The following is a 22,145-nucleotide window of genomic DNA, read 5'->3' on the forward strand; positions in this document are numbered from 1 at the left end:
ACAGCGCCACCACTGCCTACCCCAACTCGCCGCCCTTACCCCTATCTTGCCCGGCTTATGGCATTTCCTCGCTTACTCCAAAAATTAGCAACTTTCGCCGCGCTGCTCACCCTGCCCGCCCACGCCCAGCAAAGCCCTAAACTCTGGTACCGCCAGCCCGCCCAGCAGTGGGTTGAGGCCCTGCCGCTGGGCAACGGCCGCCTCGGGGCCATAGTATACGGCAAGCCCGAGCAAGAACTGATTCAACTCAACGAAAGCACCTTGTGGAGCGGCGGCCCAGTGGAAACCGGCATAAACCCCGGCTCGGCGGCCGTGCTGCCGCAGGTGCGCCAGGCCCTGCTGCAAGACCAGGACTACGGCCGGGCCGACCGCCTGAGCCACCAGATGCAGGGCTTCTTCTCGGAGTCGTACCTACCGCTCGGCGACGTGCGCCTGCGCCAGGACCTGGGCGGCCAGACGCCCACCGACTACTACCGCGACCTCGACCTGGCCAGCGCCACGGCCACCACCCGCTTCACGGCCGGGGGCGTGCGCTACGAGCGCACGCTCTTCGCCTCGGCCCCCGACAAGGTACTGGTCTTGCGCCTCACCAGCAGCCAGCCGGGCAAGCTGAGTCTCGATATTTCGGCGCGCTCGCTGCTGCGCTACCAGGTGGCGGCCGCGGCGGGCGAGCTGGTGGTGCGCGGCAAGGCCCCGGCCCATGTCGACCCCAATTACTACAACAAGCCCGGCCGCCAGCCCATCGTGCAGGCCGACACGGCCGGCTGCAACGGCATGCGCTTTGAGTACCGCCTGCGCGCCCGCACCCGGCAAGGCACCGCCACGGCCGACACGGCTGGCCTGCACGTGCGCGGGGCCACGGAAGTAGTGGTTTTTATCGCGGCGGCCACGTCGTTTAATGGCTTCGACAAGTGCCCCGACAGCCAGGGCCTCGACGAAGACGCGCTGGCCACCGCCGCCCTGCGCGCTGCCAGCGGCCGCAGCTACGAAAGCCTGTTGCGCCGCCACCTGGATGACTACCAGCGCTTATTCAACCGCGCCACCCTCACCCTGGCCGCACCCGCGGCGGCGGGCGGCGGCGCGGCCCTGCCCACCAACGAGCGCCTGCAAGCCTACACGGCCGGCGCGGCCGATACGGGGCTGGAGGCGCTGTATTTCCAGTTTGGGCGGTATTTGCTGATTTCGGCCTCGCGCCCCGGCGGGCCGCCCGCCAACCTGCAAGGCATCTGGAACAAGGAACTGCGCGCGCCCTGGAGCTCCAACTACACCATCAACATCAACACCCAGATGAACTACTGGCCCGCCGAGGCCACCGGCCTCAGCGAGCTGCACCAGCCGCTGCTCGACTGGCTGCCCGGCCTGGCGCGCACGGGCCGGGCCACGGCCCGCGAGTTTTACGGCGCGCGCGGCTGGGTGGCGCACCACAATTCCGACATATGGGCCATGTCGTATGCAGTGGGCAACCGCGGCGACGGTGACCCCGTGTGGGCCAACTGGTATATGGGCGGCAACTGGCTGTGCCGCCACCTCTGGGAGCACTACCTCTATACCGGCGACCAAGCGTTTTTGCGCCGGGCGTACCCGCTGATGAAATCGGCGGCGCACTTCTCGCTCGACTGGCTGGTCGAAGATGGCAAAGGCCACCTGGTCACGGCCCCGTCCACCACGCCCGAAAACAAGTTTAAGGACGCCGCCGGCCGCGAGCAAAGCGTGTCGGTGGGCACCACGATGGATTTGTCCATCATCCGCGACCTGTTTGCCAGCGTGCGGCAGGCCTCGGCCATGCTGGGCGTGGATGCGCCGCTACGCGACAGCCTGCAAGCGGCCACCGCCCGCCTGCTGCCGCTGCAAATCGGCAGCCAGGGCCAGCTCCTGGAGTGGTCGCAGGAGTTTACCGAAACCGACCCGCGCCACCGCCACGCCTCGCACCTCTACGGCCTGTATCCCGGCTGGGAAATCACGCCCCACACCAGCCCCGCCCTGCTGGCCGCCGCCCGCAAAAGCCTCGAAATCCGCGGCGACGAAGGCACCGGCTGGAGCAAGGGCTGGAAAATAAACTGGTGGGCCCGCCTGCTCGACGGCGACCACGCCCACCGCCTCGTGCGCCAGCTCCTGGCCTACGTGCCGCCCACCACGGGCTGGGGCGGGGCCGGCGGCACCTACCCCAACCTCTTCGACGCCCACCCGCCCTTCCAGATTGACGGCAACTTCGCCGGCACCGCCGGCATGGCCGAAATGCTGGTGCAAAGCCACGACGGCGCGCTGCACCTGCTGCCCGCCCTGCCCGGCGCCTGGCCCAGCGGCACCGCCACCGGCCTGCGCGCCCGCGGCGGCTTTGAGGTAGTGGCGCTGCGCTGGGAGCAAGGCCGCCTCACCGGCCTCACCATCCGCTCGACCCTGGGCGGCAACCTGCGCCTGCGGCTACCGGCCGGTCTGAGGCTGGCCAGCGGCCCCGCCCTCACGCCCGCCACCGGCCGCAATGCGAATGCGTTTTATCAGCAAAGCGCGTATTTCGGGGCGCAGCCGGGCGGTGCGGCGGGCGCGGCGGCTGATTATGACGTGGCTACGAAAGCGGGCAAAGAGTATACCTGGCGGTGGTAGGGTGCGGTAAAAAGGGATGCCGGTGGAGTAGCCCCAGCGGGGCGGCCCGTCGGTAGCAATGCTACGTTATACAGGCTAAAGCCCCGTAGGGGCGACCCATTCGGCCGAATGGGTCGCCCCTACGGGGCTTTAGCCCTTTATCTTTCCCTTCGCATTTACTAGCGACGGGTCGCCCCTCCGGGGCTATTCTACCACCTGAGCTACTACTCCCTCATGAACATCCTCCTCCTCAACGGCCCCAACCTCAACCTACTCGGCCGCCGCGAGCCGCACATCTACGGCACGCGCTCGTTCGACGACTTTTTGCCCGAGCTGCAAGCCGACTTTCCCGACCTCACGCTCACGTCCTTCCAAAGCAACCACGAGGGCGCGCTGCTCGACCGCCTGCACGCCGCCGCCGGCTGGGGCGACGCCGGTTCCGAAGCCGCCAGCCAGGCCGTGGTGCTCAACGCGGGCGGCCTCACCCACACCAGCGTGGCCCTGGGCGATGCCGTGGCCGCCGTGGCCGGCGCGGGCCTGCCCGTTATCGAGGTGCACCTCAGCAATTTGGCGGGGCGCGAGGAGTTTCGGCACGTCAGCTACATCGCCAAGCACTGCGTGGGCAGCATCGCGGGCTTTGGGCTGGAAAGCTACCGGCTGGCGCTGCACTACCTGCTACGGCAGAAGCCGCGGCCGGTGGGTTTTGGCAGGAGGTAGCGAGGTGTAGGGTAAGCTTTAGCTTGCCTTTTTAGCGATTTTTCGGGTTCTTTTAAAAAAGGCAAGCTAAAGCTTACCCTACACCCTTCTCTACCTTTGCCCCCATGGCAACCCTTCCGACTTATACGTTCAATCCCGGCCCCGCCGCCGTGTACCCCGAGCTGCGCCAGTACCTGGCCGATGCTTTTGAAGAGGGCTGGCTGTCGGCCCCGCACCGGGGCGAGCGCTTCGCGGCGCTCGTGCGCCACACCCTGGAGCAGGCCCGCGCCAAGCTCAACATTCCGCAAGACTATACCATTCTGTTCACGTCGTCGGCCACCGAGTGCTGGGAAATTCTGACCCAGAGCCTCACGCCGCGCCGCTCGTTTCACCTCTACAACGGGTCGTTTGGGCAGAAATGGTTTGACTACGCCCGCGCCCTGCGCCCCGGCTGCACCGGCCTGCGTTTCGACATCAATGACGTGCCCGACCCGGCCACGCTCCCCTTCGACCCCGAGGAAACCGACCTCGTGTGTTTGACGCAGAACGAAACCAGCACGGCCACCCAGCTGCGCGACAACTTCATTCTGAACGTGTTCAACCGCGTCGGCCCGGCGTTGCTGGCCGTCGATGCTACCTCGTCTATCGGCGGGGTGCAGCTCAAGTTCATCAAGGCTGACGTGTGGTACGGCTCGGTGCAGAAGTGCCTGGGGCTGCCCGCCGGCCTGGGGCTGCTGGTGCTATCGCCCCGCGCCGTGGCCCGCGCCCGCGAGGTGGGCGACAAATCGCACTACAACAGCCTGCTCAGCATGATTTCCAACATGCTGAACCACCAGACTACCCACACCCCCAACGTGCTGGGCATCTACCTGCTCAGCCGCGTGCTGAGCATGCGCGAGCCCATCAAGACCATCGCGCCCCACCTCGCCGAGCGCGCCCAGAAGCTCTACGACTACTTCGGGCAGGTGCAGCCGCTGGGCTTGCGCCCGCTCATCGACAATGCGGAGGCGCGCTCCACTACCGTTATCGGGGTGCAGGGCCCGCCCGCCCTCATTGAAGAGGTCAAGCGCCGCGCCCGCGACGAGGCCGGCCTGCACCTAGGCTCGGGCTACGGCGACCACAAGGCCACGAGCTTCCGCATCGCCAACTTCCCGGCCGTGCCCGATGCCGCGTTTGAGGCGCTGGTGCAGTTTTTTGAAAAGCTTCGCAATGAGGAGGTAGCGGCGAAATAGGCGCCTCCGCACGCGGGGAACCTCACCCCCGGCCCCTCTCCCAAGGAGAGGGGAGCCGACCGCAAACCGACGTTTGCTGTCGTTAAAGTCGTCAGGCTCCCCTCTCCTTGGGAGAGGGGCCGGGGGTGAGGTTCCCCGCGTGAGGCCGCGTTATTTTCGTTAAAAAAAAGTGATTACCCTTTTCACCGATGGCTCGTCGCGCGGCAACCCCGGCCCGGGCGGCTACGGCACCATCCTGCGCTACGGCCCCCACGAAAAAGAGCTGACCCAGGGCTTCCGCCGCACCACCAACAACCGCATGGAGCTGCTGGCCGTGATAGTGGGCCTCGAAGCCGTGACGCGCCCCGAAATTCCCATCCTCGTCGTCTCCGATTCCAAGTACGTGGTCGATGCCGTCGAAAAACGTTGGGTCTTCAACTGGGTTAAAAAACCCGACTTCGGCAAAAAAGCCAACGAAGACCTGTGGCGGCGCTTCCTGCGCATCTACGAGCAGCGCAAAGTGTCCTTCAAGTGGATAAAAGGCCACGCCGGCCACCCCGAAAACGAGCGCTGCGACGTGCTGGCGGTGCAAAGCGCGCTCGGTAAGGGGCTGCTGGTGGATGAGGGTTATGAGGCGCTGGGGTGACTATGAAACTGGAATACATCGCCGACAATACGGCCAGCGGCAAATATCCCGACGCTTGGCCCACCAAACTAATCCGGCTGTTTGACTTTGATGAGTCACAGAACCAGCAGCTAATAGAATTACTCACCGAAAGGTTGCTTAGGCAGCGGTTAGAAGTTGAACTGGCAGAAGTAAGCTTTATTTCTGCGGTGAACTGCCGCCTATTGCTTCGGCTTTCCGATATTGATAAGGGAATATCAGAAATCAATGGGCAAAACAGCTTTGCTTGCGACCTAACTGAAATAACCTATTTGGCTGCTATTGCTAACATGCACGACGTAGGCGAGGGTCATAACTGGCTGGATGATGCCTCAAGTGAAGGCATAGAATTTCTCTATTCTGCGGGCGGCACTTGGTAGAGGCAGGCGAGCGGGCCGCCAAAAGTATCCAAACCTCGTCTCTCGCTACATCCCGACTCCGAAATCGCGCTAGTTTCTTCTGTGCCCAACGACTACTTCCAGTTCCAGCAGTTTCGCATCGACCAAGCCGACTGCGCCCAAAAAGTCAGCACCGATGCCTGCCTGCTGGGCGCGGCAGCCGACCTCAGCGGGGCCAGCCGCGTGCTCGACCTCGGCACCGGCACCGGGCTGCTGGCACTCATGGCCGCCCAGCGCGCCCCGGCCGCCACGATTGAGGCAATAGAAATCGACCCCGCTGCCGCCGCCCAGGCGGCGGCCAACGCGGCGGCCAGCCCCTGGGGCAGCCGCGTGCGGGTGTGGCCGCTGAGTTTGGCGGCCTATGCGGCTACGGGGCCGGGGGCGTTCAGCCACATTATTTGCAACCCGCCGTTTTTTCGGCGCAGCCTGGCTTCGCCCGATGCGGCGCGGGCCACGGCGCGGCACGAGGGCGCGGGCTCGCTCACGTTTGGCGATATTATCGGCTTTGCGGCGGGGCACCTGGCGGCGGGCGGCACCCTCACGGTGCTGCTGCCGCCGCCCGAGATGCAGCAGTTTGAGCGCGAGGCGGCGGGCGGGCTGCCCGTGCAAGCGCGGCTGACGGTGCGGCACCGGCCGGGCGGGCGCGCTACGCGCTGCATCAGCACGTTTGGGCGCGCGGCGGGGGCGGTGCGGGAAAGTGAGCTGGTTATTCAGGACGCCGGGGGGGCGTATTCAGCAGCGTTTCGGGCGTTGCTGGGCGGGTTTTATCTGGCTTTGTAAAACGGAGTGGCACTCCGTTTCGCGCCCGACGAGCTAACCCAACGCGAAACGGAGTACTATTCTATTTTCCAAGCTCGGTGAGCTACCCCAACGCGAAACGGAGTGCCACTCCGTTTTACAGCAAATCCCGCAGCTGCGTTAGCTTTTCGCCGTGCAGGGCGGCCAATAAATCGGCCTCCAACGTGCCAAATTTAGCGGCCGTGTAGTGGCGCTGCACCCGGCCGCCGACCAGCACGCTGGCCTCGTCGGCCACCTCGGTGAGGGTGCTCAGGATGTGCGAGGTGAGCAGCAGGCCGGTGCCCCGGTCGCGCAGGCGCTTGAGGATTTCCTTGAGCAGCAGGTTGGCTTCGAGGTCGAGGCCGTTGAAGGGCTCGTCGAGGATGAGGTAGGCAAAATCCTGCACCAGCACGGCCAGCAAAGCCAGTTTTTTCTTCATGCCGGCCGAGTATTCGTCGGCGTACTGGTCGAGGGGCAGGTCGAGCAGCTGGTTCCAGGGGCGCAGGTCGGGCACCGGGCGGCCCCGCGCTTGCAGGCAAAACTCCACGTACTCGCGCCCGGTGAGGCGGGGGTAGAAGTACGGCTCGTAGGGCACGAGGCCGGTGCAGTCGCGCACCGCGCTAGCCGCGCCGCCCACGCGCACGGTGCCCGTGAAACCCGTTTCGAGGCCGTAGAGGCAGTTTATCAACGTCGTTTTGCCCGCGCCGTTGGCCCCCACCAGCGCGTGGATGGTGCCGGGGCGCACAGCTAGACGCACGCCGCGCAGCACTTCTTGGTGGCCGTAGGCTTTATGCAGGTCGCGGACTTCGAGCATGAGGTAATGGGGCTATTACTTAAGTTGCAATATTCTAAAAATCAACGTATAGCTGGGCGTAGAGGCGCATACTTGCGTCTTGCGTTACTCAGCTCGTCAGACGCAAGACGCAAGTATGCGTCTCTACTCTACTCCTACCATCTATTACCCATTACCCAACCACCCGCCGCAACCGGCGGCCACTCTGCCAGGGCAACCCGATGGCCGCCACCAGCAGCAGCACCGGATACAGCGGGTGGCCCAGCAGCAGTAGCGCGATACTCAGCACCAGTCCCTGCGTGAGGCGAATGTGCGCTTCTACGGGGTAGAAGGCATATTTGGCACAAATGAACAACGCCACCAGCGCCAGCCAGGCCACGGCCACCGCCAGCGCGCCGCCCCAGCCGGCCGGCCCGCTCGCCAGCAGCCCCCAAAACGGCGCGGCCGTGGCCGCCGCGTAGCCTAGCCCCAGCACCAAGCGCCGCCGCAAAAACTGCCTGGGTGAGCGGGCGGCCACGGCCAGCATAGTAGCCGGCTCGGCCGTGCCGTAGCAGGCCAGCACCAGCAGCAGCCACGCGAGCAAGGCCGCCGGGGCCAGCGGCGAAGCCCGCTGCCAGGCGGCCAGCCCCAGCAGCACCGGCCAGAAGAATAAGCCTTTAGTGGCGCGCATTCCGCTCACCCACTCAAAGGCCTCGCTGCGAAACGGGCTGCGCCAGCGGTGCCAGCTGGCGCGGTCTTCCCCGGCCGGCGGGGCCCAGGCCACCAGCAGAGCCAGCGCCAGCAGCAGCGCCGCCGGGCCGAAGGCCCGGCCGGCCAGCAATACCACCGTCACGGGCAGGGCCAGTAGTGCGTATTCCCACGCTAACCACGCCTGAAAACCGGGCGCGGTAGCGGCCAGAAAACGGTAGTCGCCCCGCTGCCGGTGCGCGCCCAGCAGCGCCCAGGCTACCACCACCGGCACCGCCCACTGCCCCCAGGAGTGCCGGGTAGCTACAGCCAGCGCCTGCCCTACCGACATGAGCACAAAGGGCAGCAGCACCAGCAGCCGCAGCGCTCCAATCTCCCGCAACAGCCGGCACAGCAGTCGCCCCCGGAGCCGCAGGTACGCCAACGCGGGCACAGAAGCCGTGGCCCTACCGACGCTCATCCTGCTCGTGGAAAATAATGCCGTAGTTGGCCGCCAGTTCGGCCAGAATGGGCTCGTAGAAGTCGGCCGTGGTGGGCACGAGCACGCCGCGCCGGGCTATTTCGCCGCGCAGCAGGCGGCGCACGGCCATGCCCAGCGGCAAGCCCACGGTTTGGGCCATGGCGGTGTGGGTAGCGTCGCGACCCGTGACGACGAGCGACGCGGTGCGGCGGCGGGCTTCCCCATTCAATTCATACTCAAACTGGTGCAGCATCACTACCTGGTCGCGGTCGTGGGGGCCAAGCGCCCATTTCTCTACTAATAGGTGCTCCAGCAACTGCGCGGCGGTGGCATTGGCCAGGCCCACCGGGCGCTCGCCGAACAAACCAAGCCAGGCCAGGCGCGTGAGTTCGGGGCCGTGGGGGTCGAGGTGCAGCTGGGCGGCCAGCGCGGCGGCGGCTTCGGCGGGGGCAGCGGGCTGGGGCAGGCGGCTGATTACCAGCGCGGCCCAGGGCAGGGTGGCGGCGTTGCCCAGCTTTTGGGTATCGTCGGTGAAGCCCAGCGCCACCAGCACCTGCCAGGCGCCGCAGTAGCCGGGGCGGCGCAGGGTGCCGCGCAGCATGGTTTGCACATCGTGCAGGCCATATATTTCGCGGTAGCCCAGCGAATCGCGGTTGGCGTAGCCCTCGAAGTGGCCGTGGCCGGGCACCGCCAGCACCTCGGCGCGGGCAAATAGCTCTTGGTATGGAATGGCTTTTAGTTCGTCACCTTCCAAAAACTGCGCCGGCCCGCCCTGCCCGGCCAGCACCACGTTGCGCGGGTTCCAGCTGAATTTGTAGCGCCAGGGGTTTGCGCCTTCGCTCTCGGGCGCTACCAGCCCGCCGCAGTACGACTTGAAGCCCGTGATGCGCGCGCCCGCCGCCCGCAGCTCGTCCAGCGTCTGCATGGCCGACATATGGTCGAGGCCGGGGTCGAGGCCGCATTCCATCAGGAAAAACAGCCCGGCGGCCGCCGCCTCGTCGTGCAAGGAGCGGATTTCGGCGCTCACGTAGCTGGCCGTGGCCAGGTGGCGGTGGTGGCGTAGGCAGGCCCACGCCACTACCGGGTGCAGGGCGGCCGGCAGCATCGAAATGACCAGGTCGGCCTGGCTTACCAGCTCATCGAGCTGCGCGGCATTGTGGGCATCCAGGGCCACGGGGCGGGTGTACTGCGAGTGGGCGGCCAGCACCGGCACCAGGTGCGCGGGCTGGGCGTCGGCCACGGTTAGAAACCAGTTTTCGGCCGGCGCGTGGCGCAGCAGGTAGTCGATGAGGGCCGAGGCCGAGCGGCCGGCCCCGAGCAGTAGCAGGCGGGTGGGTGGGGTCATTGGGATGAGTGGATGAGTGGATGAGTGGGTTGGTGGATGAGCGGATAAATTGGTTTTTTCTGCTAGCTGAAGCGCGCTCGTCACCGAAAGCAACACACGAAGGAAAGGCAGCTTCCTCATTCATCCACTCATCCACTCATCCACTCATCCACTCATCCACTCATCCACTCATCCACTCATCCATTCATCCACTCATCCACCAACCCACTCATCCACTCATCCGCGCTTACTCCGTTACTTTGTGCCCCCCTTTCCCATTCCTACCCAATGGCCGCCGATTCTGCCGCTCCTACTACCCGCCGCTACCTTAGCCTGCCCTACGATGAGCTAGCCACCCCCGACCAGCTCAGCCCCGCCGAGCGGCAGGTGTGGGACGCCGCCCGCGCCGCCACGGCCCACTCCTACGCGCCGTACTCGCACTTCCACGTGGGGGCCGCGCTGCTGCTGGCCGATAGCACTGTTTTCCAGGGTACTAACCAGGAAAATGCGGCTTACCCTTCGGGCTTGTGCGCCGAGCGCACGGCGCTTTTTGGGCTGGCGGGCAGCCACCTGGGCGCGGTGCCGCGCATCGTGGGCATGGCCGTGGCGGGCCGCCCGGCGCAGGGCGAGTTCACGGCGGCGCTACCCTGCGGGGCCTGCCGCCAGGTAATGCTGGAGTCGGAAATGCGCCAGCAGCAGCCCATCTGGCTGCTGCTGCCCGGCCCGGCGGGCACCGTGCTGCGCTTCGAGCGCCTGGCCGATTTACTACCGTTTCACTTCTCACCCAGCGACTTACCGCCCCGTCTTTAGTGGTAGATGGGTAATTGCTGTTACCTCAGTCTTTGTGGAAGCTGGGGTTAGGTTTCTGGTTCAGGAAGTAGCCACCCAGCCCCGTAGGGGCGACCCGTCGGCAGAAAATTTCGTAATCCCTCCGGATAAAGCCCCGTAGGGGCGGCCCTGTCGGCTGGTGGGGTCGCCCCTACGGGGCTTTTGCGCGTTAGCTAAGACCTATTACTACCAACGGGTCGCCCCTACGGGGCTAGCCGGCCATGTGACGCAACCAGCAACCGAGATTCTACCGCGACTGCGTAACAATAGTGAATAAGGTTTGCTTGTCAACTTTGTACCCGCTGATTCACTCATCCACTCCTTCACCAATTCACTTTATGTCTGCTAAGCTTATCATTCAACTCGCGGCCCTGCTCGGGGGCCTGGGCGTGGCTATCGGGGCCTTTGGGGCGCACGGGCTGCGCGCCATGCTCGAAGCCAGCGGGCGCTTCGACACCTTCGAAACGGCCGTGCGCTACCAGTTCTACCACGCGCTGGCCATGCTGGCGGTGGGCGTGCTGGCCACGACGCGGCCCGAGCTGCGCGGGCCGCTGGGCACCACGGCCGCGCTGTGGCTGGGCGGCGTATTTCTGTTTAGCGGCTCGCTTTACTTGCTGTGCTTCACGGGAGTAACCAAGCTGGGCGCGGTCGCCCCGATTGGTGGGCTGCTGCTGATTGCCGGCTGGGTACGCCTGCTGCTGGCCGTGAGCAAACTGTAATTCAGTGTACCGTAAGCTTTAGCTTGCGAGCGAGCGCAGCGAGCAGCCGCGCCTGCCAACGTTTGCTTGCGCTACTGCTCGTTGCGCTCGCTCGCAAGCTAAAGCTTACGGTACACCGACTACCTAAAAGGGCGGCCCGGCAAAATTGCCGGGCCGCCCTGTTTATCTTATAATCAGCTGGCTGACTACGACTTCTTCACTTTAGCTTTCAGCTTGGCGTCGCCTTCTTTCATTTTCTGCTTGCCAGCGTCGGTCGTGTTCACGTCGGTAGCGGCCGAAGCGGCGGTGGCTTCTACCACGTTGCCGGTGAGGGTAGCAGTCGAAGCACCAGCGGCCGAGTTCGACTCGATAGTCAGCACTTTGGTTTGCATGCCCATTTTGCCAGCCGAGTTGAATTTAGCCGACAGGGTACCGGTTTTGCCGGGCATTACGGGCTCTTTCGACCAGTCGGGCACGGTGCAGCCGCAGCTCACGCCGATGTTCGAGATAATCAGCGGCTTGTTGCCCACGTTCTTAAACTTGAACACGTGGTCTACGATGTCGCCCTGCTTGATGGTGCCGAAGTCGTACTTGTCTTCCATCACTTTGATTTGGGGACCATCGGCCTTAGCCGTGGCGGCAGCCGGAGCGGTTTGAGCCTGGGCGGTGTAGCCGCCAGCGAATGCGAGGCCCAGGGCCAGTAGCAACGTCTTAGTCATGACAAAAAGTAGAAATAAGGGGTGTGAGGAACAAACAAATTTACGTGCGCAGCCGGCCCCTGCAAATCGGCGGCCAAACTACCCCGCCGCGTCTGTGCGCCGCGTGAAGCTGGCGCGCTCTGCAAACTTCACCGGCCGCGTTTGGATTCCAAAGTAACAAGAAATTATTGAGTTAATCCTCACTGATTTCACTCGCGTCGATGAGGCGCTGCTGAAAATTAAGCAAAAACAGCCGCTCCGACGCCCGCGTGATGGCCGTGTAGAGCCAGCGCGCAAACTCGCCGCCCACCGGCTCGTCGGGCTTCAAAAAGCCGTGGTCGACAAACACGGCCTGCCACTGGCCGCCCTGCGCCTTGTGGCAGGTGAGGGCGTAGGCAAATTTTATTTGCAAGGCGTTGAGGTACGGGTCTTTGCGCATCTCGGCGTTGCGCTCGCTCTTTTTGGTGAGGTGGCTGTAATCTTCGGTCACGGCCTGGTAGAGCGCCTCGTTTTGGTCGCGGGGCAATGAGGGGCTTTCGGTGTGCAGGGTGTCGAGCAGCAGCTTTACTTCCAGCTCAGGCTCGTCGGGGTAGTCGACCAGCCGCACCCGCGCCTGGGCAAAGCGGCAGCCGAATACCTCCTCGCGCTTGATTATTTTGGTGACTTCGAGGAAGTCGCCGTTGGCCAGAAAGCCAATCTCCGAGTCCTTGGGCAGCCAGAAATAGTTGTTGCGCACGACCATGATGTAGTCGCCGGCCTCAATCTCCTCCTCGGCCTCAAACAAGGTGCGCCGGATGAGCTGGTTGTACTGGTTGGCGTTGCGGTTCGAGCGGCAAATGATGGTCGTGTTCTCGTGCCCGAAGTTGCGGTAGGCCCAGCGCAGGCCGTCCTCCAGCTTGTCGCCGCCCATCTTAAACATATCCTTGAAGCCCTTGGTATGCAGCCGGATGGCGGGTGCTTCCTCGCGCAATTCCTCACGCAGCTCGGTGGCATTGACCAGGATGCCCGACGACTCGGCCTGGCGCATTACCTGGCGCAGCTCCACGCCTTCCACGCGGGCGCGAAAGCGGCCCGCCAGTAGCTCGGGGTCGAGCGCCGGGCTCAGCAGCTGGCCCACGGGCGGCAACTGCGCGGTGTCGCCGATGAGCAGCAGGCGGTTGGTGCTTTTCTCGAACACGTAGCCCATCAAATCATCCAGCAAGCCGCTCTCGCCGAAGGCTTTCTCATCGGAAATCATGGACGCCTCGTCCACGATGTACAGCATTTCCTCGGTGCGGTTGGGCTGGCGCTGAAAGCTGAGGCGCTCGGTGGGCGCGCCGCTGGTTTGGCGGTATATCTTCTTGTGGATGGTGCTGGCGGGCACGCCGGCGTAGGCGCTCATCACCTTGGCGGCGCGGCCGGTGGGCGCCATGAGCGTGTATTTGCGCTGCAACTTACTGAGCCACTGCACGAGGGCACTCACCACGGTGGTTTTGCCGGTGCCGGCGTAGCCGCGCAGCACAAATACCTTGCGGCCGGGCAGCGGGTCGCGCAAAAACGAGTCGAGCTGCACGAATAGCTCGGCCTGGTCGTCGGTCGGCTCAAACGGGAAGTAGTCGCGGACGGACGGATAGCGGGTTTTTAGCATCTAGTCAAAACAGCAAATTTACGTTCAGCGATAAACGCTTTTTTGCTGGCATAAAATCCAGGCTAAGGTAAGCACACTGCCCCTAGGCAGCCCATAACCTGAACAAGTAGTTTCGAGTATTGCACCCGTTTATCGCGGCTTTTTGCTTAGCTTGCACAGCCCACTTCTACCCTATTCTTTCCCCGTGTCTTCCGTTACCCTGAAGCAGCTGGCCCAGCAGCTCGGCCTGGCTTCGTCTACCGTGTCGCGGGCGTTGCGCAACGGCTCCGACATCAGCGCCGAAACCAAGCACCGCGTGCAGGCCATGGCCGCGCAACTGCACTACCAGCCCCATGCCTACGCCAGCGGCCTGCGCAGCCAGCTCAGCCACACCATCGGGGTGGTGGTGCCCGAGGTGAATGACCAGTTTTTTTCGCAGGCCATCGATGGCATCGAAGAAATAGCTCGCCTCAACGGCTACCACACCCTTATTTGCCTCACCCACGACAGCTACGCCCTCGAAGCCGACGTGACGCGGCAGCTCACCCGCGGCCGGGTCGATGGCGTGCTCATCTCGCTGGCCGGCGAAACCCAAGGGCCGGCGCACCTCGAGCAACTCAGCAGCCGGGGCGTACCGCTGGTATTTTTCGACCGCGTGAGCGAGGCGCTCGACACGGCCACGGTGACGACCAACGATTTCGACGCCGCCTACCAGGCCACCGCGCACCTGCTCGAAGCCGGCTGCCGCCGGGTGGCCTACCTGCTCATGTCGGGCAAACTGGCCATCGGCAACCAGCGGCAGCAGGGCTACGAAGCCGCCCTACAAGCCCACGGCCTACCCGCCGACCCCGACCTAGTGCTGGAAGGCGGTGGGGCCAACCTCGAAAACGTGGCCCGCATCAAGGCTTTTTTGCAGCGCCGGCCCGACATCGACGGCATTTTTGCCTCGACGGGGCGGCTGGCGCTCAGCACCTACCAGGCCTGCCAGGAGCTGGGCCGCGCCATCCCGCAGCAGGTCAAGGTTATTGGCTTTTCCAACCTCGAAATCGCCTCGCTGCTGGCCCCGCCGCTCTCCACCATCACCCAGCCCGCCTACGAAATCGGCCGCGAGGCGGCGCGACTGCTCTTCGGGGCTATTATTGATAAAAAGCCTTTGCTGGCCAGCCAAAGCGTGGAGCTGCCCGCCCGGCTGCTGCCGCGGGCGTCGACGGGGGCTGACGTTGTACGCGTCTAAAGCAACTGCTTTATGCCGCCGCTTCGCGGTTAAGAAAGTTCTAAAAGAAAGTAGGCCACGCACCACTATAAGGTAGTACTTCTATATTAGCGGCATGAACGAGCTGCGCTGCCTACTCGACTGCCCGGGGTTGCGGGTGAGTAGCGACGACGACAACGGGTGGCTTTACCTGGAGTGGCGCGGGGTACGATGCGGCCTCCGTGCAGCGGCACACGGACCTCATTTGCGCCTGCCACCGCACGTGTCCTTACCCCAAAATCCTGAGCGACCACTCCGCGCTGGAGGGCAGCTGGCAGCACTCGGTACGCGGGATTGGGGGGCCGTACCTCACCCGCCTGGCGGCACAAGGCGTCGCCTATTTTGCCTGGGTATACAGCGACGGCTACCAGGACCGTGCCTCGATGGAGCAGGCGCTTTTTTACGCGACAGAGCCGGCCATTGCCCTGTTTGCCGACCTGGCCTCGGCCTGCCAGTGGCTCCAGCGCAGCCCGCCCGGCGCAGCGGGCCGGCGACGGCCCCGGTGAGGTGCCCCCGGCAAAAACCTGCGTTGTGCCGCGCGCCTCGCCCGCTGCCCAGAGGCCAGCTTTGCCTGCCGGCGAGCGGCCCACCTCGCCTGCTGCTAGCGAGCAAAAACCCCTGTGGTACCCGGCAGGGCATGGCCCCCGCTTGCCGCCCTGGGCCCCGTTCTATTTTATATATATATTCTCCTACATTTACGTTCCTCAAGCCTTACAAATTAGGCTTATAGCGCACATAAACCTTGAGGAGTGGCGCACGGGGACTGATGCAGCAGCTCAATTTTGGCAAAGGCCCAGAATGGCTTTCGCTATGCCCAGGCGCAGGTTACTCAAGCCCGACATTTTCTAAAGTGCCGGGTAAAGCCGGTTAATCAGCAAGCTCTCAACTACCCTTTTACTTTTTTCTTTCTCGCATGACCAAAAACTACACACTTGGCTCGTGGCTGGGTAGCCGCCAGTGGGTGGCCGTCGCTGCCCTTAGCCTGAGCACCCTGCCGGCCGCCCAGGCCCAGACCATTCCCAGCTGGTTGGCAGCGCTCACGGCCAGCCAGCCCTACAATGGCAGTGCCACGGCCCTGGCCACGGTGGCCGATGCCAGTGGCAACGTCTACATCGCGGGCTCCTTCACCGGCCAGATACAGCTGGGAGCCACTACCCTGCTGAGCGTTGGCAACACCGATGTGTTTGTGGCGAAGTGGAACGCGGCGGCCGGCACTTGGGCCTGGGCCGTGCGGGCCGGCGGCACCGACTACGACGCGGCGGCGGCGCTGGCTTTGAGCGGCAGCGACGTTTACCTCACGGGCTACACTGCCGACACGAAAACCGGTACCAACGGTGTTGCCTTCGGCACGCTGCCCCTGCCGGGCAAGGGCACCTCTGCCAGCAGCGACTTATTTGTGGCCAAGCTCACCGACGCGGGCACCTCCGCCAGCTTTACCTGGGTGCTGAACGGCGGGGGCAACCGCACCGACGCGGGCACCGCGCTGGCCGTGAGCGGCGGCAGCGTGTACGTGGCCGGCTCGTTCGTCAATGACACGCGGGACGGGCAAGTGGTTACCTTCGGCACGGCGACCCTGAACGGGTTGTCGCCGACCGCCACGTATGACAGCGACGTGGTGGTGGCCAAAATAGCCGATGCCGGCCCCACCGCCAGCTTCAGCTGGGCGCTGGCGGCGGGCGGCTCCTCGGTAGACAAGGCCAACGCCCTGGCGGTGAGCGGCAGCAGCGTGTACGCGGCGGGCTACATCACCAACAACTCCACCAATACCAATGCCGTTACCTTCGGGGCGGCCGGGGTGGCGAATGGCCAGACCACGGCTGCCAGCAGCGACGTTTTCGTCTCTAAAATTACCGACGCGGGGGCCAGCGGCGCATTTAGCTGGGTGCAGGTAGCGGGCGGCACCGACAGCGACCAAGCCGCCGCGCTGGCCGTGAGCGGCAGCAGCGTGTACGTAGCGGGTGCCTTCATTAATAGTACCGCCAATTTAAATTCCGTGACCTTCGGGGCGGCCGGGGTGCTCAACGGGCGGGCAGCGAGCCCCAGCCAGGATGCCTTCGTGGCCAAGCTCACCGATGCGGGCACCACCGGCGCCTTTGTGTGGGCGCAGGCCGTGGGCGGCAGCGACAGCGATAAGGCCGCCGCACTGGCGGCCAATGGCACGGCGCTGTACGTGGGCGGCTCATTTACCAACAACAGCCTCAATGGCAACGCAGTAACCGTGGGCACGCTGGGCGCGCTCAACGGCACGGCGGCGGCCGCCAGCCAGGATGTATTTGTGGCCCGCCTCACCGATGCGGGCAGCAGCGCCACCTGGGGCTGGGCCCAAGCGGGCGGCGGGGCCAGCACCGACAACCTGACGGGCCTGGCCGTGAGTGGCACCAGCGTGTACCCGGTGGGAGGCTTTGGGGTGCAGGCCGGCTTCGGCACGGCCACCGGCTCGCCGCTGAGCTCGGGGGCCGACAACACGCTTTTTGCCGGCCAGCTCACGGAGGCTACCGGCGGCGGCGGCGCCAGCTGGGCACGCGTAGCCCAGGCCCAGGTGGGCGGCTCGTTCCGGAGCCAGGCCACGGCGGCCGATGCCAACGGCTTCGTGTACGTGGCCGGCTATTTCTCGGGGCGCATCGTGCTGGGCAGCACTACCCTCACGTCGGCCGGCATACTGGATGGGTTCGTGGCGAAGTGGAACCCCACCACCAATACCTGGGTGTGGGCGCTGGGCGCGGGCGGCCTCGGGGCCGACCAGGTAACGGGCGTGGCAGTGGGCTACGCTGGCAACATATTCGTCACGGGCAGCATCGGGGAAAGCAGCACGAATGCCAACCTCACGCGCTTTGGCAGCCTGACCGTTAATGGCGTGTCGGCCACCAGCAGCCAGGATGTTTTCGTGGCCAAAATCGCGGATACGGGCCTTGCGGCCGCCTGGACCTGGGTGCAGGTAGCGGGCGGCACCGACAGCGACCAGGGGCAGGCCATCGCGGTGAATGGCACCAGCGTGTACGCGGTGGGCGCGGTCGCCAACACCGTTAACAGCTCTAATAACGTTACCTTCGGCTCGACTACCCTGGCCGGCCTGGGCAACAGCGATACGTTCGTAACCAAGCTCATCGACGGCGGCAGCACTGGCTCCTTCGCCTGGGCCGTGGCGGGCGGCGGCGCCGGCAACGACCAAGCCAACGGGGTAGCCGTGAGCGGCACCAGCGTGTACATGACGGGCTACGTTACCAACAACGCGGCCAATGTCAACACCGTCGCCTTCGGCAGTACCTCGCTGCCGGGCCTGGGCACCTCGAGCTTCAACAACGACCTTTTCGTGGCCAAGCTCACCGACGCGGGCACCTCGGCTACCTACGCCTGGGCCCAGGCGGCCGGCGGCGCGGGCACCGACATGGCCAACGCCCTGACCGCGAGTGGCAGCAACGTGTACGTGACCGGCTACATCACCAACGATGCGGCCAACACGAACGCGGTTACGTTTGGCAGCACCCCGCTGCCCGGCGCTACTACCGCCCGGGGCGTGGATGCCTTCGTGGCCAAGCTCACCGATGCCGGCAGCAGCAGCACCTGGGGCTGGGCGGTGGCCGGGGGCGGCACCGCCTCCGACTACGCCACGGGCATTGCCGCGAGCGGCACGGGCGTGTACATCACGGGCCATTATACCAACACGGCTGCCAATGCTAACGCGGTCGTGTTCAGCGGCACCTCGCTGCCGGGCTTTAGCAGCACGACCGGGCCCGATATCTTCCTGGCCAAATACCTCGACGCGGGCAGCAGCGCCGGCATGGCCTGGGCGCAGCGGGCGGGCAGCCCGCTCCCCGACTATGCCTATGGGCTGGCGGTGAGTGGGGCGCGGCTGTACGTGGCCGGCGCTTCGCAGGGGCCAGCCGCGTTTGGCAGCACCACGCTGGCCAACCCCTCGGGCGCGCAGGAGGGCTTCGTCGCCCTGCTCAACGACGTGACGTCGCCGCTGGCCACTTCGGCCGGCCAGCGCCTGCCCGCCTTCAGCCTCTACCCCAACCCGGCCCGGACTACGGCTACCGTAGCGGGCCTGGCGCCCGGTGCCCCGCTGCAAGTGGCCGACCTGCTGGGCCGCACCGTGGCCGCCGCCGTGGCCGATGCCAGCGGCAAAGCCACCCTGGCCCTGCCGGCCAGCCTGCGCGCGGGCGTGTACCTGGTGCGCAGCGGCACCCAGGCCGTGCGCCTCACGGTAGAGTAGCCGGCCGCGCGGCGGCCCAGCAGCCCGCCGCGCTAAACTAAAAAAAGGTCTCCTTCGCTTTTAGCTTAGGAGACCTTTTTTTAGTTTATAAATCTTGCCATCAGTGGCTTGAATACCAAACCTTACGTGCTACTTACCTTACTCTACCACCGCCATCGTGGCCGTAGCTTTGGCAATGAGCACCTCATCGCACCACACTTCGGCTTCGCAGAAGTGCAGCCGCCGCCCGGCCTTCAACACCCAGCCCACGGCCCGCAGGTGCGTGCCTATGCCAGGGTTTAAATAGCTCACTTTCAACTCGGCCGTGACTACGCCTACCCCGTCGGGCACGAGCGTGACGGCCGCAAAGCCCGCCGCCAGGTCGGCCATGGTGGCCGTGAGGCCGCCGTGCGTGAAGCCCCGCTGCTGCTGGTGCTGCTGCCCCAGCGTCAGTCCCACCTCGATGCGGCCGGGCTCGATGCGCGTGAGGTCGGCCCCGATAAGGTGCATAAAATACTGACGCTCCAGCTTGCGGCGGATGCGGGTTTCGAGGTCGGGCTGAGCGTTGGCGTCTTGCATGGAGTCGTATTTTAAATAATAAAGGGGTAGCGCCCAGCTGGCTTTTACCGCGGAAAGCCGCAGAACAAGCCAGCTGGCGCGGCAAAGGTCGCGCTGGGCTCGCCGCCCGCGTACTTGAAAAGCGGCGGCTTGGTGCCCGAGAGCTCGTTAGGCAAAGGTGGCCACCAGCCAGTGCCCGCGCACGCGCCGCACCTCGCAGGCACTGGCGGCCGGGCGAGCTTCATGCCAGCCCCAAAGGGGGCGGCCCAGGTAGAACACCAGCGAAAAAGCAGAAGCCCCGCAATATCAATCTGGTTAAAAGCACCCGTTTTTTTTGCCATAACCCCCAGCCGGCCAGCCGGCAGCAAGCCAAGATAGCCGCCCTGCCGACGCCTACCCCCAACCGCCGGGCCGGTGCCTACGTTAGCGCAGGCGCTATTCTATGCGCGGGGCTTCCTTTCCGCAGGCCCCGCCAACCTTCTGATATGGTAAATACCGACGATTTGCTACGCCCCTACGCCGGGCAGGTGCGCGTGCGCGTGGGCGGCCTGCTGGTGCGCGAAGGCACGCTGCTGCTGGCCGCCCACCGGGGCCTGCTGCCGGCGGGGGCCTCGTTCTGGTCGCCTCCCGGCGGGGGCTGGGCTTTTGGCGAATCGCTGCGCGATGCCCTGCGCCGCGAGTTTCTGGAAGAAACTGGCCTGGCCGTGCAGCCGGGCCGCCTGCTGCACCTGCACGAGTTTCGGGAAGGCGACTTGCAGGCGCTGGAAATCTTTTTTGAGGTGCTGCCCGACGACCCCACCGCCCAGCCCCGCCTGGGCCACGACCCCGAGCACGGGGCCAGCCAGCAGCTCCTCACCGAGCTGGCCTGGCAGAGCCCGCGCCAGCTGCTGGCGCTGCCCCCCGCCCAGGTGCACCCCGTGTTGCGCGGCCTGCTGAGCGTCGACGATGTATTTGTGCCCCAGGCCATCCTGAAGTAGCGCCGCCACCTAGCTGGCAAGGCCAGCTATTTTACTAGCTCACTATCAATGGTTAGCTATTTTGGATTGCAAGCGGGCACCGGCGGCCGGCCGCGCCGGGGCTGGCCCGCAACCTAGGTTAGCTGCTACTTTTGGCACTCGTTACTTTTGCCTGTGCCTGCACTTTCTACTTTCGCTTCTGCGCCGGCCGCCCCGGCCATTACCCTGCGCGACGACACCTTCGCCCCCGACAACCTGGGCGCCTACCAGCTGGCCGTGCTGGCGGCCGGGGGGCGCTGCGCCCTGGCCGTGCTCGAAACCGCTCGCCAAAAAATAGTGGTGCTCGAAGACCTGGCCCTGCCCACACCGGGCGGGCTGCCGGCCCTGGCGGCCGGGCACGAGCTGCTGGGCCGCGCTGGCTGGGGCCGGGTGCGGGTGGCCGTGGGCGGCGGGGCCTTCACGCTGCTGCCTGCGCCGCTGTTTCGGCCCGGCGATGAGGCCAGCTACCTCCAGCTACACCATGCGCTGGGCGCTACCGAGCAAGCCGTGGCCTACGCCCTACCGGCCAGCTCGCCGGCCAATGAACTGGTGAGCATCTTCGCCGCCGACGCGGAGCTGGCTGGCTGGCTGCGCGCCACCCACGGCCCCGAGGCCCGGCTGCTGCACCACACCAGCCCGCTGCTGGCGGGCCTGCTGTATCAGCAGGGGCCCACGGCCCCGGCGCGCCACCTGTCGCTGCACCTGGCCGGGGCTGAGCTAACGCTGCTGGTGCTGGGCACGCAGCTGGAGTATTGCAACGTCTTCAGCGTGAGCACGCCCGAGGATGTGGTGTACTACACTATCCTGGCCATGCAGGAGCTGGGCCTCAACCCCGACCAGGACCCCGTGACGGTGTGGGGCGAGCTCACCGGCGACTCGGCCGCCTTCGCGCTGCTGGCTACCTACGTGCGGCATCTGCGCTTCGGCAACCGTCCTTTTGGCCTGCACTACAGCTACCGCCTCAACGAAGTGGCCGAAAGCCGCTATTTCGAGCTGTTCAGCCTGGCGTTTTGCGGGTAGTCGCTTGCAGTCAGCTCTCTAAGCAGCTGATAAAACAAAAGCTGTTATGCTGTCATGCAGAGCGCAGCGAAGCATCTCGCGTGGCGCAGTATTCTCAACGTCATTAATTACTACCCCACGCGAGATGCTTCACTGCGCTCTGCATGACCTGAGAGAGGAATCCGCTCTAACAAAATGAAAAAAATCGCTCTTTTCCCTGGCTCGTTCGACCCCTTCACCAACGGGCACCTCGACGTGGTGCGGCGCGGGGCCGAGCTGTTTGATGAGGTTATCATTGCCCTCGGCAACAACAGCAGCAAGCAGCGCTACCTGCCCGTAGACTGGATGGAGGCGCAGATAGCCGCGCTTTTTCAGGACGACCCACGCGTGTCGGTGTGCAGCTTTCGGGGGCTCACCGCCGATTTTGCCCGCGCGCGCGGAGCACGCTACCTGCTGCGCGGCCTGCGCAATACCACTGATTTTGAGTATGAAAACACCATCGCGCAGGCCAACCGCCACGTCAACCCCCAGCTCGAAACGGTGTTTCTCATTACCTCGCCCCTGCTGGCGGCCATCAGCAGCACCATCATCCGCGAGATTCACCGCTTCGGCGGCGACGTGGGGCAGTTCGTGCCCTTCGCGCTGCCTGCGCCGGCGCAGCCGTAGCGCTGCTGGCGCACAGAAAAAGGCCCCGCTCTCGTGGTGAGAGCGGGGCCTTTTTCAGTTAGG

20 protein-coding genes are annotated in these 22,145 nt (G+C 65.2%); 14 read left to right on the forward strand and 6 right to left on the reverse strand.

Annotated features, from left to right (window positions below):
* The first annotated feature begins 57 nt into the window (after positions 1–57).
* From VFO93_RS07210 to VFO93_RS07235, 6 genes are all read left to right on the forward strand, one after another.
* Positions 58–2,601, forward strand: a complete 2,544-nt coding sequence (locus VFO93_RS07210) for a glycoside hydrolase family 95 protein (protein WP_325133676.1) — start codon at positions 58–60, stop codon at positions 2,599–2,601.
* 213 nt (positions 2,602–2,814) lie between these two features.
* Positions 2,815–3,297, forward strand: coding sequence for a type II 3-dehydroquinate dehydratase (locus tag VFO93_RS07215; RefSeq protein WP_325133677.1), 483 nt, complete (start codon positions 2,815–2,817; stop codon positions 3,295–3,297).
* Between the two features lie 104 nt (positions 3,298–3,401).
* Positions 3,402–4,508, forward strand: coding sequence for an aminotransferase class V-fold PLP-dependent enzyme (locus VFO93_RS07220; RefSeq protein ID WP_325133678.1), 1,107 nt, complete (start codon positions 3,402–3,404; stop codon positions 4,506–4,508).
* A 169-nt stretch (positions 4,509–4,677) separates the two neighbouring features.
* Complete coding sequence (locus VFO93_RS07225) at positions 4,678–5,133, forward strand: ribonuclease H (RefSeq protein WP_325133679.1); 456 nt, start codon at positions 4,678–4,680, stop codon at positions 5,131–5,133.
* A gap of 2 nt (positions 5,134–5,135) precedes the next feature.
* Complete coding sequence (locus tag VFO93_RS07230; protein ID WP_325133680.1) at positions 5,136–5,531, forward strand: hypothetical protein; 396 nt, start codon at positions 5,136–5,138, stop codon at positions 5,529–5,531.
* A gap of 81 nt (positions 5,532–5,612) precedes the next feature.
* Positions 5,613–6,329 (forward strand): tRNA1(Val) (adenine(37)-N6)-methyltransferase, encoded by a 717-nt coding sequence (locus tag VFO93_RS07235; RefSeq protein WP_325133681.1) that lies wholly within the window; start codon positions 5,613–5,615, stop codon positions 6,327–6,329.
* Positions 6,330–6,444: 115 nt separating this feature from the next.
* On the opposite strand, the gene VFO93_RS07240 is transcribed toward VFO93_RS07235, so the two are convergent.
* From VFO93_RS07240 to VFO93_RS07250, 3 genes are all read right to left on the reverse strand, one after another.
* On the reverse strand, positions 6,445–7,140 hold the full coding sequence (locus VFO93_RS07240) for an ATP-binding cassette domain-containing protein (protein ID WP_325133682.1): 696 nt from the start codon (positions 7,138–7,140) through the stop codon (positions 6,445–6,447).
* Between the two features lie 151 nt (positions 7,141–7,291).
* The gene (locus tag VFO93_RS07245) at positions 7,292–8,188 is read right to left on the reverse strand and encodes a hypothetical protein (protein WP_325133683.1); all 897 of its coding nucleotides are present in this window, start codon (positions 8,186–8,188) and stop codon (positions 7,292–7,294) included.
* A gap of 64 nt (positions 8,189–8,252) precedes the next feature.
* The gene (locus VFO93_RS07250) at positions 8,253–9,611 is read right to left on the reverse strand and encodes a saccharopine dehydrogenase C-terminal domain-containing protein (protein WP_325133684.1); all 1,359 of its coding nucleotides are present in this window, start codon (positions 9,609–9,611) and stop codon (positions 8,253–8,255) included.
* Positions 9,612–9,878: 267 nt separating this feature from the next.
* Between VFO93_RS07250 and VFO93_RS07255 the strand changes: the two genes are divergently transcribed.
* On the forward strand, positions 9,879–10,400 hold the full coding sequence (locus VFO93_RS07255; protein WP_325133685.1) for a cytidine deaminase: 522 nt from the start codon (positions 9,879–9,881) through the stop codon (positions 10,398–10,400).
* 356 nt (positions 10,401–10,756) lie between these two features.
* Complete coding sequence (locus tag VFO93_RS07260) at positions 10,757–11,137, forward strand: DUF423 domain-containing protein (RefSeq protein WP_325133686.1); 381 nt, start codon at positions 10,757–10,759, stop codon at positions 11,135–11,137.
* A 185-nt stretch (positions 11,138–11,322) separates the two neighbouring features.
* Here the strand turns inward: VFO93_RS07260 and VFO93_RS07265 are convergent, their stop codons facing one another.
* Positions 11,323–11,835, reverse strand: a complete 513-nt coding sequence (locus VFO93_RS07265; RefSeq protein ID WP_325133687.1) for a DUF1573 domain-containing protein — start codon at positions 11,833–11,835, stop codon at positions 11,323–11,325.
* A gap of 172 nt (positions 11,836–12,007) precedes the next feature.
* Positions 12,008–13,441, reverse strand: a complete 1,434-nt coding sequence (locus VFO93_RS07270; RefSeq protein ID WP_325133688.1) for an ATP-dependent DNA helicase — start codon at positions 13,439–13,441, stop codon at positions 12,008–12,010.
* A 184-nt stretch (positions 13,442–13,625) separates the two neighbouring features.
* On the opposite strand from VFO93_RS07270, the gene VFO93_RS07275 reads away from it, so the two are divergent.
* The 3 genes from VFO93_RS07275 to VFO93_RS07285 all read left to right on the forward strand — a co-directional run bounded on the left by VFO93_RS07275 (position 13,626) and on the right by VFO93_RS07285 (position 18,885).
* A complete protein-coding gene (locus tag VFO93_RS07275) occupies positions 13,626–14,654 on the forward strand; it encodes a LacI family DNA-binding transcriptional regulator (RefSeq protein WP_325133689.1) in 1,029 nt (342 codons plus the stop codon).
* A gap of 200 nt (positions 14,655–14,854) precedes the next feature.
* Positions 14,855–15,178, forward strand: a complete 324-nt coding sequence (locus VFO93_RS07280; RefSeq protein ID WP_325133690.1) for a hypothetical protein — start codon at positions 14,855–14,857, stop codon at positions 15,176–15,178.
* A gap of 407 nt (positions 15,179–15,585) precedes the next feature.
* A complete protein-coding gene (locus tag VFO93_RS07285) occupies positions 15,586–18,885 on the forward strand; it encodes a T9SS type A sorting domain-containing protein (protein ID WP_325133691.1) in 3,300 nt (1,099 codons plus the stop codon).
* A gap of 138 nt (positions 18,886–19,023) precedes the next feature.
* Here VFO93_RS07285 and VFO93_RS07290 read toward each other — a convergent pair whose 3' ends face one another.
* Positions 19,024–19,443 carry a PaaI family thioesterase gene (locus VFO93_RS07290; RefSeq protein ID WP_325133692.1) on the reverse strand — a complete coding sequence of 140 codons (420 nt, stop codon included), beginning with the start codon at positions 19,441–19,443 and terminating at the stop codon, positions 19,024–19,026.
* 464 nt (positions 19,444–19,907) lie between these two features.
* On the opposite strand from VFO93_RS07290, the gene VFO93_RS07295 reads away from it, so the two are divergent.
* From VFO93_RS07295 to coaD, 3 genes are all read left to right on the forward strand, one after another.
* Complete coding sequence (locus VFO93_RS07295) at positions 19,908–20,399, forward strand: NUDIX hydrolase (protein WP_325133693.1); 492 nt, start codon at positions 19,908–19,910, stop codon at positions 20,397–20,399.
* A gap of 153 nt (positions 20,400–20,552) precedes the next feature.
* Positions 20,553–21,437, forward strand: a complete 885-nt coding sequence (locus tag VFO93_RS07300; protein ID WP_325133694.1) for a DUF3822 family protein — start codon at positions 20,553–20,555, stop codon at positions 21,435–21,437.
* Between the two features lie 174 nt (positions 21,438–21,611).
* Positions 21,612–22,082, forward strand: coding sequence for a pantetheine-phosphate adenylyltransferase (coaD, locus tag VFO93_RS07305; RefSeq protein WP_325133695.1), 471 nt, complete (start codon positions 21,612–21,614; stop codon positions 22,080–22,082).
* Positions 22,083–22,145: the final 63 nt, after the last annotated feature.

The sequence above is a fragment of the Hymenobacter sp. genome (assembly GCF_035709525.1).
GTDB lineage: Bacteria > Bacteroidota > Bacteroidia > Cytophagales > Hymenobacteraceae > Hymenobacter.

Bases quoted from the DNA above. Each gene is read 5' to 3' on its own strand.
- VFO93_RS07210 (WP_325133676.1), top strand. From the start codon at position 58: ATGGCATTTCCTCGCTTACTCCAAAAATTAGCAACTTTCGCCGCGCTG.
- VFO93_RS07215 (WP_325133677.1), top strand. From the start codon at position 2,815: ATGAACATCCTCCTCCTCAACGGCCCCAACCTCAACCTACTCGGCCGC.
- VFO93_RS07220 (WP_325133678.1), top strand. From the start codon at position 3,402: ATGGCAACCCTTCCGACTTATACGTTCAATCCCGGCCCCGCCGCCGTG.
- VFO93_RS07230 (WP_325133680.1), top strand. From the start codon at position 5,136: ATGAAACTGGAATACATCGCCGACAATACGGCCAGCGGCAAATATCCC.
- VFO93_RS07240 (WP_325133682.1), bottom strand. From the start codon at position 7,140: ATGCTCGAAGTCCGCGACCTGCATAAAGCCTACGGCCACCAAGAAGTG.
- VFO93_RS07250 (WP_325133684.1), bottom strand. From the start codon at position 9,611: ATGACCCCACCCACCCGCCTGCTACTGCTCGGGGCCGGCCGCTCGGCC.
- VFO93_RS07255 (WP_325133685.1), top strand. From the start codon at position 9,879: ATGGCCGCCGATTCTGCCGCTCCTACTACCCGCCGCTACCTTAGCCTG.
- VFO93_RS07260 (WP_325133686.1), top strand. From the start codon at position 10,757: ATGTCTGCTAAGCTTATCATTCAACTCGCGGCCCTGCTCGGGGGCCTG.
- VFO93_RS07265 (WP_325133687.1), bottom strand. From the start codon at position 11,835: ATGACTAAGACGTTGCTACTGGCCCTGGGCCTCGCATTCGCTGGCGGC.
- VFO93_RS07270 (WP_325133688.1), bottom strand. From the start codon at position 13,441: ATGCTAAAAACCCGCTATCCGTCCGTCCGCGACTACTTCCCGTTTGAG.
- VFO93_RS07285 (WP_325133691.1), top strand. From the start codon at position 15,586: ATGACCAAAAACTACACACTTGGCTCGTGGCTGGGTAGCCGCCAGTGG.
- VFO93_RS07290 (WP_325133692.1), bottom strand. From the start codon at position 19,443: ATGCAAGACGCCAACGCTCAGCCCGACCTCGAAACCCGCATCCGCCGC.
- VFO93_RS07295 (WP_325133693.1), top strand. From the start codon at position 19,908: ATGGTAAATACCGACGATTTGCTACGCCCCTACGCCGGGCAGGTGCGC.
- coaD (WP_325133695.1), top strand. From the start codon at position 21,612: ATGAAAAAAATCGCTCTTTTCCCTGGCTCGTTCGACCCCTTCACCAAC.